Origin of the sequence: Pedobacter sp. FW305-3-2-15-E-R2A2, assembly GCF_038446955.1 — a bacterium.
In the GTDB taxonomy this organism is placed as follows: domain Bacteria; phylum Bacteroidota; class Bacteroidia; order Sphingobacteriales; family Sphingobacteriaceae; genus Pedobacter.
In genome coordinates, this window is record NZ_CP151803.1 from 3,858,312 (window position 1) to 3,874,617 (window position 16,306).

Genomic DNA, 16,306 nt, shown 5'->3' on the forward strand with positions numbered 1-16,306 from the left:
AATTTACCTTAAATTAATGTAATATTTATGTCTTATTAACTGAACAATGCGAGCAGTTCTTTTTTAGTTAAGGACTTATAAATGGAAGCATCTGTCTTGATCAGGTCCCTGACGAGGTCCTTTTTCGAGGCTTGCAGTTTCCTGATTTTTTCTTCAATCGTATCCGGACAAATCAGGCGGACCGCAATCACATTTTTCTGTTGCCCAATGCGGTATGTACGGTCAATGGCCTGGTTCTCTACCGCAGGATTCCACCAGGGATCAACCAGGTATACGTAATCTGCCTGTGTGAGGTTTAATCCTACCCCTCCTGCTTTCAGACTGATCAGGAACACCCGGATGTCCGGATTGTCCTGAAAAGAAGCAACTACCGCTTCCCGGTTTTTTGTTTGTCCGGTCAGGTAAGCAAAGGAAATTCCTTTCTCCTGTAATTCCTTTTTTATCAGTTCCAGCATGCCAACGAACTGAGAGAAAACGAGGATCTTGTGTTGCTTAGACTTATTCTCTATCTGTTCCAGTAATACCTCCATCTTCGCAGAAGAACTGCCATAGAATTCATCCTCGCTCAATAATGCCGGAGAATTACAAATCTGCCTTAGCTTGGTGATGCCTTTTAAGACGTTCATGGTATTGCTGGCCACCTCTGCATCCGTTTGGTTGGTCAGGTAATCCCGGATTTCCTTTTCGTAACCATCGTAAACTTTGCGTTGATCCGCTTCCATTTCACAATAAATGACCATTTCTGTTTTATCAGGCAGCTCTTTGGCCACCTGTTCTTTTGTACGCCGTAAAAGGAATGGATTGATCCGGTTTTGCAATTGCGTAGCGGCCCTACGGTCCTTAAACTGGTCGATCGGCGTAGAATAAATCTCTCTGAAATACTGCTTGCTGCCCAGTAAACCGGGACAGGCAAAAGACAGTTGTCCGTAAAGATCGAAGGTGTTGTTTTCTATCGGCGTTCCCGTCAGCACCACCTTGTTCCTGGATTGCAACAGGCGAACGGATTTATACCGCTGAGATTCCGGATTCTTAATGGTTTGCGATTCATCGAGAAAGATATAGTTAAATCGATATTCTTTCAGGAACCTGGCATCCGTAAGCAAGGTGCCATAAGAAGTAATCAGGACTTCATACTGATCAAAATCACGGTGGTGTTTAATCCGGTCCGTTCCATAAATGGTCAGCATTTTTATGGAAGGGGCAAATTTGGCGATTTCCTGTTGCCAGTTAAAAATCAGCGATGCAGGAACGACAATCAGATTGGTGTTATGTCCTATTTTTGCTCTTTGCGACAGAATGAAGGCGATGATCTGTATGGTCTTCCCTAAGCCCATATCATCTGCCAGGCAGGCGCCAAAATTAAATTCATCGAGGAAGTTCAGCCAGTTTAAGCCTTGTTTCTGATATTCCCTTAATGTGGCGTTCAGTCCTTCAGGTATGGCAACTTCTGTAATGGTATCTGAGCCAGATAGCTTCTTTTTATAAATGGCGAGCTGATCTTTCACCGATTCATCCAGAAGCTGGTCTTCGTACATCTCTTCAATGGCCGTAAAACTGATTTTAGGCGTTTGGATGTATTCCTCTACCACTTCTCCCGCATTGAAATATTTGGTAAACTTCGCGATCCACTCATCCGGAAGAATTCCCATGGTGCCATCATCCAGCTTTACAAATTTGTTTTTGTTGCGGATAGATTGGTGCAGGTGCCTTAATGAAACGACCTGGTTCCCATATTTAAGCTTTACCGCCGTTTTAAACCAATCAATTCCACTCATCACATTGATGGAAATATTGGCCTTATGCTGGTTCAGGTTATTGTTCTTTAACTGATTGAAACCCAAAATCGTAATGCCCTTGTTCCGCCACTCTTCAAAGGCATGGAGAAACCAGTTATTTTCTAAAAGCCGGGTCTTGTGCAGGTAAAAGCAATCGTTACTTTCCAGCTGCTCCTCAAAATATGGATGTTGTCTGACCATATCGGAGGTAAACTGAAGCTCTGCTGCTGCATCCCTGGATAAGGTAAACAGATTGCCATTCCGGTCTCTTGAACGGATTTGTTTCCTGGATAAGATGGGTATCTCCAGGTCTCCATATCGCATCACGGGAGTCAGCAAGACAAAATCTTCAGATTCAGAAAGGTAAATGAGCTGCTCATTCTCCAGGTCAAAACCTTTTTCTTCGATCTGCTTTTTCGTTGCAGCTTTCAGGTAGTCATAGGTCACTTTAACCCTGTTTTCGAGCTTGGAGAGAATGTCTTCCTGAAAAGCTTCAAATTTAGAATGGTGAATCAGCATCCGGTCATGGTGCTGCTTGAAGAAGTCAATCACCCTTAAAAAATCAGGATTGTCAATCAAATGAAGGTCGCGGTTCATTTGAATAAAATAATGATACTTCAACTGAATCTGATCCAGTGCGTAATCCATACCATCCAGTGTCAGTTTTCCAGACACTTCATAAAATTCCTGCCGCTGACTGACATGTAAACTCATGTCTGCGGTTCCGCTTTTTAGTTGTATGGGTACAATGGAGCTTGCAGTGAGGTTGCTGGATACTTTGGCATCATGAAGAAAGACATTCAGCTTTAAGGGGTTCTTTGCCAGCGCTTTTAAAGCATCCAGATCTGAACTCGTACGTTCTGAATTGTAGTTGTTTTGAAACTTCAATACCCCGCTATAGAATTTCAGCTCCTCTTTACTTTCCGTTTTCCAGAGCAGGTCTGAGGGGTTTATGGTATTTATTGGGTTTTTAAACTTGCCCTCAAGCGTGGTTTGTGCTTCAATCAGCTCGAGTGTAAGGTGACTGTAAAAGCGGTGTTGCCCAAACACCAGTCCCATTTTATGATTGGCTTTAGCTGCCATGGAAACCGGCAATTGCAAACCTTGTTTTGGCAGCAGGGTATTTCTAAGTTCCTGCTTGATTTGCCCGTTTAATGGAAAAAGCTCCTTTCTGACCGTCTTAATTTTGGTGTTCCCGTTATCGTATTCCAGTTCAAAAAAGTCGGCAAGATTTTCTTCCTTTTCCAGGCCATAATCTTTGGCCTGCAGCTTCATCCTTTCCCCGCGCAATTTTGCATCAAAGAAAAGACGGATCGCCGGACGTTCCATCAGGTTATGCAATGCCTGCGCCTGGTGCGCACATAATTTACTGCTGGTATCTGTGCAATTGCAGGTCAGGATCGTTACGTTTCCGCTTTGAGTAACGCCAACTCCCGGAAAAGGAATGCTGCTGCCAGGATGACTAAAAAAAACAGCATCAATTCGGATATCCTCGGGAAGCAGGTCATAATACCCCCTTGCCCCGGTATCCGGTTGCTCATTGACCTGTTTTAATATAAATAAGGTGGTTAGTTCTGAAAAATCAAAATCTCTTAAAATGTACTCTTTTCTAACATCCATTTCCTGCGGCAGTTCCAAATGCTAAAGGTAAGGAGAAAAAGAATTTAACCTGAGGATCTGTTTCTTTTTGTTGCAATGACCAGTCCGGTTGCCCAGCATTGCTTGGTAATCAGCAGGTCTTCTCTTTTTTCCAATGTTTCCAGAAGTTTTGTTGCTTTCCCGGCATGCCCCTCCGGCCAATTGTCCTGCGGCAACATATCGTCAATAATGTAGAATGCACCCGGTTTGAGCATGTGGATCGCTTCGTCGAGCATCAGGTATTTTCCATGCCAGGTATCGGCAAAAATATAATCGAATTTCTTATCGCTGTTTTTTTCCAGCCAGTCTCCTCCATCCGTACATTCCAGTTTTAACCGCTGGTCGGTACCTAAAAAATCTCTGGCAATCGCTAAAAACCGCTCGTCATTGTCAATAGAAATTAAGGAAGAAGACTCATCCATCCCATCCAGGATCCAGGAGGTAGATAATCCTGTTCCAGTACCCAATTCCAGAAAATCACCGCCTGGTTTTGAACCAGCCAGTGTTTTAAGCAGGGAGCAAGTCAGCACCTCAGAGGCCATGGAAAATTCCGAATCTATGGTTGCTTCATTGATGGCCACATAGGCCTTTGGGTAGGCTTGTCTGATTTCTTCTATCATTACTAAAGGGGATTTACTATATATAAAGGCAGAAGATAGTAAAATAGAAGAGAAAATAAAGCTTCTTTTAACTTTAAGCGTCGATTAAGTTTTCTTTTTCCAGTAAAGTCAGTACTTCGTTCCAGCTTTTAACCCGAACATGGTGATGTTGGTTCACATTATGTGAAGCATCAAACATAATTGCTTTCCCTTTGCAGAAGTCCAGATTTTTACAATGATCATCAATCAGGTAGTCGGTATCGATGATGCTCTTGTCACCGCAGAAAATGATATTCGTCCAGCTGATGAATGGAAAATGTTCTGCCAGCCATTGGTGTTTTTCGAATAAACATTGCGGAAATTCCATTGCTGCAGATACGATGTATACCTCATAATCTTCCATTAACCTGATCACCGCTGCCACTGCGCCTTCCATTACGGGAATCGTCCTGAAGAAACCAGGCGTATATACATATCTTTTAATGGCTGTTTTATCGGGAAAACCTTCAGGTTCTAAAACACCAAGTCTTTCTTCCCTTGGCACCCTGACGCCAAATTCATTTTCGTACCAGTCCATGAATTGTTGTTCTATGTCTGCAAGAACCCCATCCATGTCAATTCCAATCGTCTTTTTTATCTTATCCATGTGTTTTTCGTAATATATTGCAACAAATATAGCAATAATTTGCAACATATTGCAATATATTACGCAATTTAAATCCTTATATTTGCAACAATATGATAAAGGAAGAACGATTACAACTGATCATAGAACATATCCGCAAAGAGCGAAAAGTTCTATTGGGTGATTTAAGTACGCTATTGGGTGTTTCTGAAGACACTGTTAGACGTGACATTAAGGAGCTATCAGACCAGGGTTTGCTTAAAGCCGTTCGTGGTGGTGCAATTTCCCGCTCTCCGATCCCACGACATTTTCGTGAACGTGAACATTATGATGTGAGCCATAAAGGCATCATTGCAGAAAAGGCAGTCAAGCTGATCAAAAACGGGCAGGTTGTCCTGTTCGATTCCGGGACCTCTGTGCTTGCAATTGCCACACTCCTGCCGCTCGATCTGCAAATTACCGTAATTACCAATAGCTTTCCTGTTGCTTCGGTTCTGGAAGACCATCCCTGCATAGAAGTGATTTTCCTTGGCGGAAGATTAAACAAATCTTCCTTCTCTACTTCTGGTTTTGAAGTGATCCAGACGATCAGAGGCATCCGCCCGGACCTTTGTTTTTTAGGCATTTGTAGTATTGACCTGATCTCCGGTGTTACCGGAATCAGTTACGAAGATTGCCAGGTAAAAAAAGCAATGGTAGAGACATCTAAACAGATTATCGCACTTGCGACGGTAGAAAAACTAGGTACCACTGAACCCTATTACATCACCAGTATGAGTGATATTGATACCATTATCACCGATATTGATCCGGAGCATGAAAGCCTGAAAGCTTATAAAGATGCAGGAATCAGACTGGAATAAAACAGCTGATTCCTGCAAATACTGATGATATTAAAACAGATACCTGGTACTTAAGAAATTGGAACTGTTACCTTCCACAATTTCATTGATCAGGTGTTTGTTGTTTTCATTCAATTTCGTTGCCACCAGGGAACGGATCGAGAAGGAGCGCAAAGCATCAACCACTGATAAAGTGCCTTCGGCACTGTCTTTTCTTCCCGTGAACGGAAACACATCCGGGCCACGCTGACATTGACAATTGATATTTACACGGCTCACCTGATTCACTAATGGATCAATTAATGCCGCAATCTCTTCTTCGTCATTGCTAAAAATGCTGACCTGCTGACCATGAGTAGATTCGATCAGGTAGTCGATCGTTTCTTCCAGATCATCGAAAGGAACCACCGGAATTACCGGACCAAACTGCTCCTCGGTATACAGCTTCATTTCTTTGTTTACCGGATATACAATTGCCGGATATACAAAAGATTCATTCACTGCTCCCCCATGTTCATTGATCACCGTTGCACCATTTGCGACGGCATCAGCGATACATTCCTGCAAATAGGCAGGCTTATGTGGTTCTGGCAGAGGGGTTAAAGAAACGCCGTTTTCCCAGGGCATTCCAAATTTCAGTTGCCCGACTGCCTTCGTCAGCTCCTTTAGAAAGACATCCGCCAGTGTCCGGTGAATAAAAATAATCTTTAATGCTGTACAACGTTGCCCATTAAAGGACAAAGCGCCCAGCACGGTTTCCTGAACCGCCAGCTGAACATCTGCTTTGGCTGTAATGATCGCTGCATTCTTGGCATCCAGGCCGAGGATAGCCCTCAGACGGTTTACTTTTGGATGTAATTTTTTCAGTTCATTTGCGACCTTACTGGAACCAATTAAAGTCAACACATTGATCTGACCAGATTTCATCAGGTCAGGAATGATTTTATTCCCCCGTCCATAGATCGTATTGACCACGCCTTTTGGAAAACAATCCCGAAAGGCTTCCAACAAAGGATAATGTAATAAAGTTCCGTGTTTAGGCGGTTTAAACAGCAAGGTATTCCCCATGATCAATGCCGGAATCAGGGTCGTAAAGGTTTCATTCAACGGGTAATTGAAAGGCCCCATACACAATACAACGCCCAAAGGGGAACGTCTGATCTGCGCCACGATTCCCTGCTCAATACTGAACCTGGAAGACTGGCGGTCCAGGTCTTTCAAGGCATCTATCGTCGCATGAATGTATTCTACGGTCCGGTCAAACTCTTTGACAGAATCTGCATAAGATTTACCAATCTCCCACATCAGTAGTTTCACGACGATTGCTTTCTTCTCTATAATCCGGCCGGTAAATTTCTCTACACAGCTGATTCTGTCGCCGACACTCATGGTTGGCCATTCGCCTCTTCCATTGTTGTAAGCAGTCACAGCGGCATCCAATGCTTCGGCCGCTTCCTTTTCACTACATAAAGGATAAGTCCCAATCACTTTGCGCTTCAGCCCTTCCGGGGTTTTCAGACAGATTGGCGACAACACTTCATGTACTTCTCCATCCCATGCACGTAGTTCACCATTGCTCAGGTATTCCCGCTGGTGAACCTCCTCTTCTAATTTAAATTCCTCCGGAACCTGATGTGCTTCCACAAAGATGGCCTGGAGCTGTTCATTAAAATTCATAGTCATATGGTCGGTTAGGTTAATCTTACAGATTTATAAATCAGTGATCGGTGTGTATTTTGGAACCAGTGATTTCATCACTACCCAGGCCAGTAAATAAGCCACCGCACAAATCGCAAACATAATGGTATAGCCTGTCTGTGTATGTCCTAACAGCTTGTAATGGTCAAACAGGGCGCCGCCTAATTTCGACATCACCACGCCGCCCATACCGCCGGCCATACCACCAATTCCGATTACCGAAGCGATGCTTTTTTTAGGAAACATATCGGAAACAGTGGTGAAAATATTTGCTGACCATGCCTGGTGTGCAGAAGCACCAATTCCAATCAGGACCACAGGGATCCAGAAGCTAATGTGCCCCAGAGGCTGTGCCGCCAATACCAATAATGGAAATAAGGCAATGACAAACATGGCACGCATGCGTCCGTCATAAGGCGAATATCCCTTTTTAATGAAGTACATCGGGAACCATCCCCCGCCAATACTTCCAATCATCGTCATGCTATACAATACCGTTAAAGGCATCATGATGTCTGTTCCCGTTAAGCTGTACTGTACTTTAAGGTAAGAAGGCAGCCAGAACAGGAAGAACCACCAAACTCCATCGGTCATGAACTTACCGAAGGCAAATGCCCAGGTTTGTTTGTATCCTAATAATTTAAACCAGGCTACCTTTTCAGTTGGGGCGACTTCCGCTACCGGCGCTTCCTCCTGCTGATCGCTATTGATATAAGCCAGTTCAGCTGCGTTCATGCGTTTTTGTTTTTCTGGTTTATCATAAAAAACATACCAGAAGCCCAGCCAGATAAAGCCAACTGCACCTACAATGATAAACGCAGATTCCCATCCCCAGACTTTTGCGATCCATGGCACTGTTAGCGGTGCTAAAATGGCGCCAACATTGGCTCCGGAGTTAAAGATTCCGGTAGCAAAAGAACGTTCTTTCTTTGGGAAATATTCTGCAGTCGCCTTAATGGCTGCCGGAAAATTTGCCGATTCACCAAAAGCCAGGACGGCTCTTGCCAGGATAAAGCCGATTACGGAAACCGGTACCATTCCTAATCCGACCCAACTGATCAGTGCTGCTGCACTTACGCCGATAGGTACCGCAACCGCATGCATGATGGCGCCTATAGACCAGATGATCAGCGCAATGATGTATCCCCATTTCGTTCCCAAACGGTCTACAAACCTTCCTGCAAAGAGCATGGAGATGGCATATACAAATTGAAATGCCGCTGTGATATTGGCATAGTCACTATTGGTCCAGTTAAATTCTTTCTCCAGCATGGGATGCAGGAGGCTCAACACCTGACGGTCAAGGTAATTGACTGTCGTTGCAAAAAACAATAATGCACAGATTGTCCATCTGTAATTACCCATTTTAGTCTCTTTCATTATATTTGGCTTTGGTTGGTTAGGTCAATTGGTTGGGCATTATCTGCCCGATTTTACCAGATCAATTGTCTTTCTGGTTAAGGTGTCTAATTCGTTATAATTTTTGTTTTCTAATATTTCTTTACTGATCAGCTTGCTGCCCATGCCAACTGCACAAACGCCCGATTTAAACCAGTCGCTGATGTTGCGCTGCTCAATCTCCACTCCACCTGTCGGGATGAACAACTGACCTGGAAAAAGATCTTTAATCGCCGACATATAAGATGGGCCAAGAATGTTTGCAGGAAACAATTTGATCAATCCGGCTTTGAGCTGATGGGCAGTATTGATCTCTGTAGGCGTAAAACATCCCGGAATCCAGAGTAAACCTTTGGAATGAACCAGTTCGCCTACTTCAGGATTTACGATTGGGCAAACGATAAAATGGGCGCCAACGGCGATAAAATCTTCTGCTTCTTTAACTGTTTTTATCGTGCCTATTCCCAGGTAAAGGTCTTGCATTTCCGTTTTAAGTGTCTCTATCAGCATACTGAAATTCGCCAGAGCTGCAGGACCACGATTGGTATATTCCAACACTCTGATTCCCGCTTTATATAATGTCCTGATAATATCCAGACTCACCTGAGCATCTTCAAAATAAAATAATGGAAGGATTCCCTGATCTGTGATGGCTTTTAAAGAACTTTCTTTTGTTTTCATTTCTATATTTTTTTACCGTACGTCTTATTTATTTTTCTGTTTAAAAGCTGGTTTCATAAGGTTGAACCACCAGCTGAATGTCTTCGATTTTTGTGGTATTGAAATCAGTGGTCGTAAAAAGCTTGGCGAAGGCCGCGCGGGTAGCAAATCCAAGAATTTCTGCAGGAGGCAGCTGATGGTAAAAACCATAAATCAAGCCTGCCATATAACAATCACCGCTTCCTATTTTTCCGCCGATCTTTTCCGCGCGGTACTCTTTGGAAACAAACAACTCATTTTCCGTAAACAAAGTGCTGTAATATTTAACACCGGTTTTAAAGTCAAACCTGAAGGTATTGGCTACTGCAGTACATTTAGGAAATGCAGCGATAATCGCTTTGGAGCTTATTGTTGCCTGTTCCAAATAATGTGCTTTCAGGTCTGCTTCGACCAGGCCCGCAGGTACAGGAATGCCCAGCATGTTTTCAGCGGCCCAGATGTTTCCCATGATGAGGTCGCAATACGGGGCCAAAAGCGGCATGACATCTATCGGATCTTTTCCGTATTTCCATAATTTACTTCTGAAATTCAGGTCCAGTGAAATGCGGATATTCCTTTCGGAAGCCGCCTTTAACGCTTCTTCACATACCGCTGCAACATCTGCGTTTAATGCCGGACAAATCGCGCTGAAATGAAACCAGCTAATTCCTTCGAAAACGGCATCCCAATCAATTATCCCTGTTTTTAGGGTAGAGAAAGAAGAATAATTACGGTCGTAAATTACACCCGAGTTCTTGAGGTCTTTCCCGTTAGCCAGGTAATATAAACCAATCCGTTCTCCCAGGTATTGCATCGGACTCGTGTCTATATTCAGCTGATCCAGATGAGCAACCACCTGTCTGCTCAAAAAATTATCCGGTACCGCAGAAAGGTAAGCCGAAGGAACACCCCAAAGTGCCAAAGCAGCCGCGACGTTGGCTTCTGCCCCTCCCACGTAAAAAGGAAGGTTATTTTCTTTCAGCCAGGCTCCCTCTACATCCGGGGAAATCCTCAATAACAGTTCACCAAAGTTTAAAACCTTGCCCATATATCATTAAAAATTAAAATATTCTTTTGCATTGTTATAGCAGATGTCCTGAATCACTTTTCCAAGCCATTCCTGATCATCAGGCAACTCCCCGTTTTCCACATCATCCCCAAAAAGGTTGCATAAAATCCTTCTGAAGTACTCATGACGGGGATAAGATAAAAAGCTCCTGCTGTCGGTAAGCATCCCTACAAAACGACTCAGTAAACCCATATTTGACAAGGTATTGATCTGCTTGATCATCCCTTCTTTCTGATCCAGGAACCACCATGCCGAACCCCATTGAACCTTTCCGGCAACTGTCCCATCATTGTAATTGCCAATCATCGTAGCCATCAACTCATTGTCGGCTGGATTTAAGTTATACAGAATGGTCTTTGTCAGGCAATTTTGAGCATCCAGTTTGTTTAAGAACTTAGACAGTGCCTTTCCCTGTGGCAAATCACCGATCGAATCAAATCCGGTATCCGGACCCAACTGCGTCAATAACCGGTCATTGTTGTTTCTTAAGGCGCCCAAATGGTATTGTTGTACCCATCCTTTTTCATGGTCCCATAAGGCAAATTGAAACAGTAAAGCCGATTTAAACTGAGTTCTTTCTTCGATCGTCAAAGGAATTTCATTTCTGATCTTTCCATAAATGTCTTTTATGTCCTCTTCGGTATAATCATCGGCATAGATCTGTTCCAGGCCATGGTCAGAAACAGAGCAACCATTTTCCGCAAAGTAATCATGTCTTGATTTAAGCGCAGACAGGTAGGCATCCAGATCATTTAATTCCCGGCCTGTTAAAGCCGAAAGCTGATCGATATATTTATTCAGCGCCTGCTGGTCATCTGGATTCATCGCTTTATCCGGACGGAATGCCGGAAGCACTTTGATGTCCAGTCCATCGTTCTTTATTTTTTGGTGGTGCTCCAGGGAATCCAAAGGATCATCGGTGGTACATAAGGTTTTCACCTTCATTTTCCGCAACAGGTTTTGCACGGAATATTCCGGTGTCTGTAGTTTAGCGGTACATTCTTCATAAATCCGCTCTGCATTTGCCGGAGAAAGCACCTCATGTACATCAAAGTAACGTTGTAGTTCCAGGTGTGTCCAGTGGTATAAAGGGTTTCTTAAAGTATAGGGCACGGTTTCGGCCCACTTTTTAAATTTCTCCAGATCAGTAGCGTTACCGGTAATGTAATGTTCATCAATACCGTTGGCACGCATTGCACGCCATTTATAATGATCGCCATAGAGCCAAACCTGGGTAATATTTTCAAACCTGAAATCGTTTGCAATTTGATCCGGCATTAAATGATTATGGTAATCAATAACCGGCATCTGTTTTGCAAAATTATGATATAGCGTTTGCGCTGTTTTGGTCTGTAATAAGAAATTGTCGTCTAAAAAGTTCTTCACAATAATATTTTTAAATGTATTAATTTTTATAGATAAAGCGGCAAAATGTTATACCTCAAAAACAATTCTACATAATTATTATAAGGATTAACAGGCTTCATCCGGAATTATTTGCGCAATCGTTATAGGCAGCTTTTGATCCAGTCGGCCAGATCCCGGGCTGCATTTAAATTGTCGAAGGCAAGGGGAAGTTTCTTTCCGTCTACATATTCATTGTAAAGCCATGGATCGCCGATGGCAAAAACCGCTCCTTTACCGTATTTCGCAATGGCGATGACCTGATCCCCGTCCTTGTCCTTCAGAACGGATTTTGCAGCGTCAGTCAACGTTAACGTGCTGTATTCCTTGATGAACAATTGCCTGGCTGTTTTAAAAAACTGATTTTCAGGGGAAATGTCCACTCTTCCCATTTCAAATTCGTTTTTGGTCACCCTCCCCTTACTGTTCAGATTGAACTGAATCCCAAAGTGTTTGGCGAGCTGGTTCAGATGCGCCAACTCTGCATTTCCGGTGTCGTTTGCCATCAGCAACAATACACCGCCGGCTTTGAGCCATGAAGTAATGGCAGAAATGTCCTGTTCGTTTATAAAGCTGGGGGTTGGATTTTCCTTTTCAATATCCGGATCAACAATGATGTATACTGAAGCATGTTTTAAATTGGCCTTCGTCGGCGCAGCCCTTAATGTTTCTGTTGTAAAACCTTTATCCTTAAGTACTCCGGCAAATAAGGAAAAGCCTACACCGCTGTTTTCCTCCCATTTGTAATGCCAGGATTGTGGGGTCCCATTTGGATCTTTTTTAATTTCATTGTTAAAATAAGAGTCCAGTAATACCAGAGGCTGTCCGCTTAGCTTAGGTGCTGATTGGGCATAACACGCTCCTGTGCAGAGCAATGTAAACAAAACAGGGAAAATGGAACTTTTGCTCATATCCTGGTTAATTCTTTTGAAGATTTGGTTAGGGCCCTATTCCGGGCTGATACAAGTCTACAAAGATTAGACAGCTAATGAAACAAATGCGCGGGAAAAAACTACGCAATCGTTAGCGTAGACCGGCTAAAAAACACCTGTATGAGACTTCCAAAAGACAGCTTCAGAACCGCTTGTACCTATACGCGCTCTAACCAGGCTCTATACACGCTCTATACTCGGTGCACACCCGCTTGGAAGCCTGTTAAAGGCGGGTAAGCAACTGGTGTAAAACGGGCATTAAATGAGTATTCCTGCAAGCGGTCATAAGCTTGCCAGGAGCAATGAGAGACACCTTCCAATTACCTTCCAACCCAAGAGCGTGTATAGAGCGTAATAGGAGACAAACAGGCGCCTATCCGGCCTTTGTATATATTATATAAGTATGGTGTGCTACACTTCCTCCTTCCAACAGATCTGGAACAATCTCTGATAAAAGATCAAAAAAAACCGCAAAACCCATCTTTTTTGTTTAAATCAGCTATAAGTCACCACTTTATCATGGGCAAAATGACACATTTACAAATATATTTACTATAAAAATCATGTCGAATTTTGAAATTAGGCTTATTTATAGCTTTATTTGCAGAAAAACGTTCTGAATGGCGAAGAATTTATTAATAGTTGAGTCACCTGCAAAAGCTAAAACCATCGAAGGGTATTTAGGAAAAGATTTCCTTGTTAAATCAAGTTACGGACATATCCGGGATTTGGTTAAAGGGGATATGGGTATTGATGTAGCCAATAATTTTGCCCAGACCTATGAGGTTCCTGCTGATAAAAAGCAGATCGTTGCAGAGCTTAAGAAATTAGCAAAGGAAGCCGAAATGGTATGGCTAGCGTCCGATGAGGACCGTGAGGGAGAAGCGATTTCATGGCATTTATACGAAACATTAGGGTTAAAAGAAAATAAAACAAAAAGGATTGTTTTTCATGAGATCACTAAGCCTGCCATATTAAAGGCGATAGAAACTCCACGTACGATTGACTATAACCTTGTGAATGCCCAGCAAGCCAGACGTGTGCTGGACAGGCTGGTAGGTTTTGAGCTTTCCCCTGTTTTATGGAAAAAAATAAAACCTTCTTTATCTGCAGGACGCGTACAGTCGGTGGCTGTTCGTCTGATTGTAGACAGAGAAAGAGAAGTCAATAAATTTAATGCCACAGCAGCATTTAAGGTTTCTGCACAGTTCAGCACCGGAAAAGGGAAAGAAGTGGTTAAAGCAGAATTGCCTCAGCGCTTTGAGCTGGAAGCTGATGCAGAAAAATTCTTAAACGATTGTATTAAAGCAGGATTTAGCGTAGATAGTCTGGAAACCAGACCTGCGAAAAGAAATCCTGCGCCTCCATTTACCACTTCTACCTTACAGCAGGAAGCCTCCCGTAAACTGGGATATTCTGTGTCAAGGACGATGCAGGTCGCACAACGCCTGTACGAAAGTGGAAGGATCACGTATATGCGTACCGATTCGGTAAACCTTTCTGAAACTGCATTACAGGCAGCATCAGCAGAGATCAAATCCGCATGGGGCGATAAATACCATCAGATCAGAACGTATAAAACGAAAACAGCAGGTGCACAGGAAGCTCACGAAGCCATCCGCCCTACTTATTTCAACCACCATACCGTACCCGGCGACAGCTCAGAACAACGTTTATATGAATTGATCTGGAAGCGTGCCATTGCTTCTCAGATGAGCGAAGCCCTGTTTGAAAAAACAACTGCTCAGATTGCGATCAGTACCCGTAAAGAACATTTGGTTGCCGAAGGTGAAGTTCTCAAATTCGATGGTTTCTTAAAGGTATATCTGGAATCAAGTGATGAGGAAGACCTGGAGGATTCGGAAGACAGCAATATGCTTCCTCCATTGGCCAAGGGTCAGGAACTGATGTTAAGGGAAATGAATGCCACAGAACGTTTCTCCCGTCCTCCTGCAAGATATACAGAGGCCAGCATGATCAAGAAACTGGAAGAACTGGGCATCGGCCGACCTTCCACTTATGCGCCAACCATCTCTACGATTCAGAACCGTGGATACGTGGTTAAAGAAGACCGTGATGGCCGCCAGCGTTCCTTCAGTGCAATTGTACTGGCTAATGGAGTGGTAACCAAACAAATTAAAACAGAAATCACAGGGGCAGAGAAATCAAAGCTCTTCCCGACAGATATAGGTGAAGTGGTAAACGACTTCCTGGTAGAACATTTCAAAGGGATTGTCGACTTTAACTTTACTGCCAACGTAGAAAAGGAATTCGATGAGATCGCCCAGGGATTGCAGGAATGGACAAAAATGCTCCACTCCTTCTACACTCCATTCCATCTTGAAGTAGAAACTACCCTTGAAAATGCAGACCGTGCCAACGGAGAGCGTTTATTGGGAATTGATCCTGCTTCCGGAAAGAATGTATATGCTAAAGTGGGTAAATTCGGACCATTGGTGCAGATCGGACAGAATGACGACGAGGAAAAACCACGTTATGCCAGCTTGTCGAAATCTCAATCGGTAGGAACAGTAACACTTGAGGATGCGTTGGAGCAATTCAAGCTTCCTTTCCAGCTGGAAGATTATGAAGGTAAAGAAGTTTCCGTAGGTGTAGGCCGTTTTGGTCCATACGTGAAATGGGGAGATGCTTACATTTCCATTCCTAAAAACGAAGATCCACTGTCTGTAGACAGGGACCGTGCCATTGAAATTATCGGAGAGAAAATTACAGCTGATGCACCGGTGGCGCATTATGAGAGTTTACCGGTAACCAAGGGTAAAGGCCGCTTCGGTCCTTTCATCAAATGGAATGACTTATTTATCAATGTGCCTAAAGCTTATAACTTTGACTTCCTGACGCAGAAAGACATCGAGGAGCTGATCGGTAAAAAGGTAGAGAAAGAAGCGAACAGGTTTATTCAGCAATGGACGGCAGAGAAGATTGCGATTGAAAACGGCAGATGGGGCCCCTTCATCCGTTTCGGTAAAGACATGCTGAAATTGGGTAAAAACCCGGCTACAGGAGAGAAATATACTCCTGAAGACCTTGCGGGCGTCTCCCTTGAAGAAGTAAAAAAACTAATTGTAGAACAGGTACCTAATGCTTTTGAACCTAAAGTTGCCAAGAAAAAGGCAGCAGCAAAGTCTCCAGCAAAAAAGAAACCGGTAGCCAAGAAAAAGTAGGCCTGGCCTGCTTAATGCAGATATGAAGAAAGATCTCCCTGAAAATATAGTAGAAGACATTGCTGTTGCAGTAGTGCTGAAGAGCGAAAGTCCGGAAGTAAAAAACTGGACTGTTTACCTGATTAATCTGAAAGATAAACCATTGAAAAATGTGTTGATCAGCTCTAAAGGCTATGGAGAAAAAGATGGCAGAATGGTGCAAACCTCTGTACTCAGACATTCGTTGGGAGACCTTCAAGCCCGTTCATTTGCAGGCGTTGAAGCAATAGATCCTGAAGTTTTTGGCTTAACCAATGAATATTGGTTAAGCTATTACCTGGACGAGGTGATCTATGATAAAAAATTCATTTTCCTTCCTGAAAGTATCGTTGATGATAATTTAATTCGGATTCCTTTGGTAAATATGCCGGGTGTGATGATAAAATAATTTCGGTTTAGTTTC

12 protein-coding genes are annotated in these 16,306 nt (G+C 43.2%); 3 read left to right on the forward strand and 9 right to left on the reverse strand.

The window, feature by feature from the left end; all coding sequences use genetic code 11:
- Window positions 1–35: 35 nt before the first annotated feature.
- From AAFF35_RS15355 to AAFF35_RS15365, 3 genes are all read right to left on the reverse strand, one after another.
- The gene (locus AAFF35_RS15355; protein ID WP_342327399.1) at window positions 36–3,413 is read right to left on the reverse strand and encodes a DEAD/DEAH box helicase; all 3,378 of its coding nucleotides are present in this window, start codon (window positions 3,411–3,413) and stop codon (window positions 36–38) included.
- A gap of 26 nt (window positions 3,414–3,439) precedes the next feature.
- Window positions 3,440–4,033 carry a class I SAM-dependent methyltransferase gene (locus AAFF35_RS15360; RefSeq protein ID WP_342327400.1) on the reverse strand — a complete coding sequence of 198 codons (594 nt, stop codon included), beginning with the start codon at window positions 4,031–4,033 and terminating at the stop codon, window positions 3,440–3,442.
- A gap of 73 nt (window positions 4,034–4,106) precedes the next feature.
- Window positions 4,107–4,658, reverse strand: coding sequence for a 5'(3')-deoxyribonucleotidase (locus AAFF35_RS15365; protein ID WP_342327401.1), 552 nt, complete (start codon window positions 4,656–4,658; stop codon window positions 4,107–4,109).
- Between the two features lie 92 nt (window positions 4,659–4,750).
- Between AAFF35_RS15365 and AAFF35_RS15370 the strand changes: the two genes are divergently transcribed.
- Window positions 4,751–5,500 carry a DeoR/GlpR family DNA-binding transcription regulator gene (locus AAFF35_RS15370; protein ID WP_342327402.1) on the forward strand — a complete coding sequence of 250 codons (750 nt, stop codon included), beginning with the start codon at window positions 4,751–4,753 and terminating at the stop codon, window positions 5,498–5,500.
- Window positions 5,501–5,530: 30 nt separating this feature from the next.
- On the opposite strand, the gene AAFF35_RS15375 is transcribed toward AAFF35_RS15370, so the two are convergent.
- From AAFF35_RS15375 to AAFF35_RS15400, 6 genes are all read right to left on the reverse strand, one after another.
- Complete coding sequence (locus AAFF35_RS15375) at window positions 5,531–7,156, reverse strand: NADP-dependent glyceraldehyde-3-phosphate dehydrogenase (protein WP_342327403.1); 1,626 nt, start codon at window positions 7,154–7,156, stop codon at window positions 5,531–5,533.
- Between the two features lie 33 nt (window positions 7,157–7,189).
- Complete coding sequence (locus tag AAFF35_RS15380; RefSeq protein WP_342327404.1) at window positions 7,190–8,557, reverse strand: MFS transporter; 1,368 nt, start codon at window positions 8,555–8,557, stop codon at window positions 7,190–7,192.
- 39 nt (window positions 8,558–8,596) lie between these two features.
- Window positions 8,597–9,256, reverse strand: a complete 660-nt coding sequence (locus AAFF35_RS15385) for a bifunctional 4-hydroxy-2-oxoglutarate aldolase/2-dehydro-3-deoxy-phosphogluconate aldolase (RefSeq protein ID WP_342327405.1) — start codon at window positions 9,254–9,256, stop codon at window positions 8,597–8,599.
- A 40-nt stretch (window positions 9,257–9,296) separates the two neighbouring features.
- Window positions 9,297–10,322 carry a sugar kinase gene (locus AAFF35_RS15390; protein ID WP_342327406.1) on the reverse strand — a complete coding sequence of 342 codons (1,026 nt, stop codon included), beginning with the start codon at window positions 10,320–10,322 and terminating at the stop codon, window positions 9,297–9,299.
- 6 nt (window positions 10,323–10,328) lie between these two features.
- Window positions 10,329–11,729, reverse strand: coding sequence for a glucuronate isomerase (gene uxaC, locus AAFF35_RS15395; protein WP_342327407.1), 1,401 nt, complete (start codon window positions 11,727–11,729; stop codon window positions 10,329–10,331).
- 122 nt (window positions 11,730–11,851) lie between these two features.
- Window positions 11,852–12,658, reverse strand: coding sequence for a DUF4350 domain-containing protein (locus AAFF35_RS15400; protein WP_342327408.1), 807 nt, complete (start codon window positions 12,656–12,658; stop codon window positions 11,852–11,854).
- Window positions 12,659–13,299: 641 nt separating this feature from the next.
- Here AAFF35_RS15400 and topA point away from each other — a divergent pair.
- Window positions 13,300–15,864, forward strand: a complete 2,565-nt coding sequence (topA, locus tag AAFF35_RS15405) for a type I DNA topoisomerase (protein ID WP_342327409.1) — start codon at window positions 13,300–13,302, stop codon at window positions 15,862–15,864.
- 22 nt (window positions 15,865–15,886) lie between these two features.
- Window positions 15,887–16,291, forward strand: coding sequence for a hypothetical protein (locus AAFF35_RS15410; RefSeq protein WP_342327410.1), 405 nt, complete (start codon window positions 15,887–15,889; stop codon window positions 16,289–16,291).
- Window positions 16,292–16,306 lie beyond the last annotated feature (15 nt).

Bases quoted from the DNA above. Each gene is read 5' to 3' on its own strand.
- AAFF35_RS15370 (WP_342327402.1), top strand. From the start codon at position 4,751: ATGATAAAGGAAGAACGATTACAACTGATCATAGAACATATCCGCAAA.
- AAFF35_RS15365 (WP_342327401.1), bottom strand. From the start codon at position 4,658: ATGGATAAGATAAAAAAGACGATTGGAATTGACATGGATGGGGTTCTT.
- AAFF35_RS15400 (WP_342327408.1), bottom strand. From the start codon at position 12,658: ATGAGCAAAAGTTCCATTTTCCCTGTTTTGTTTACATTGCTCTGCACA.
- AAFF35_RS15385 (WP_342327405.1), bottom strand. From the start codon at position 9,256: ATGAAAACAAAAGAAAGTTCTTTAAAAGCCATCACAGATCAGGGAATC.
- AAFF35_RS15410 (WP_342327410.1), top strand. From the start codon at position 15,887: ATGAAGAAAGATCTCCCTGAAAATATAGTAGAAGACATTGCTGTTGCA.
- AAFF35_RS15375 (WP_342327403.1), bottom strand. From the start codon at position 7,156: ATGAATTTTAATGAACAGCTCCAGGCCATCTTTGTGGAAGCACATCAG.
- AAFF35_RS15360 (WP_342327400.1), bottom strand. From the start codon at position 4,033: ATGATAGAAGAAATCAGACAAGCCTACCCAAAGGCCTATGTGGCCATC.
- AAFF35_RS15390 (WP_342327406.1), bottom strand. From the start codon at position 10,322: ATGGGCAAGGTTTTAAACTTTGGTGAACTGTTATTGAGGATTTCCCCG.
- topA (WP_342327409.1), top strand. From the start codon at position 13,300: ATGGCGAAGAATTTATTAATAGTTGAGTCACCTGCAAAAGCTAAAACC.
- AAFF35_RS15380 (WP_342327404.1), bottom strand. From the start codon at position 8,557: ATGAAAGAGACTAAAATGGGTAATTACAGATGGACAATCTGTGCATTA.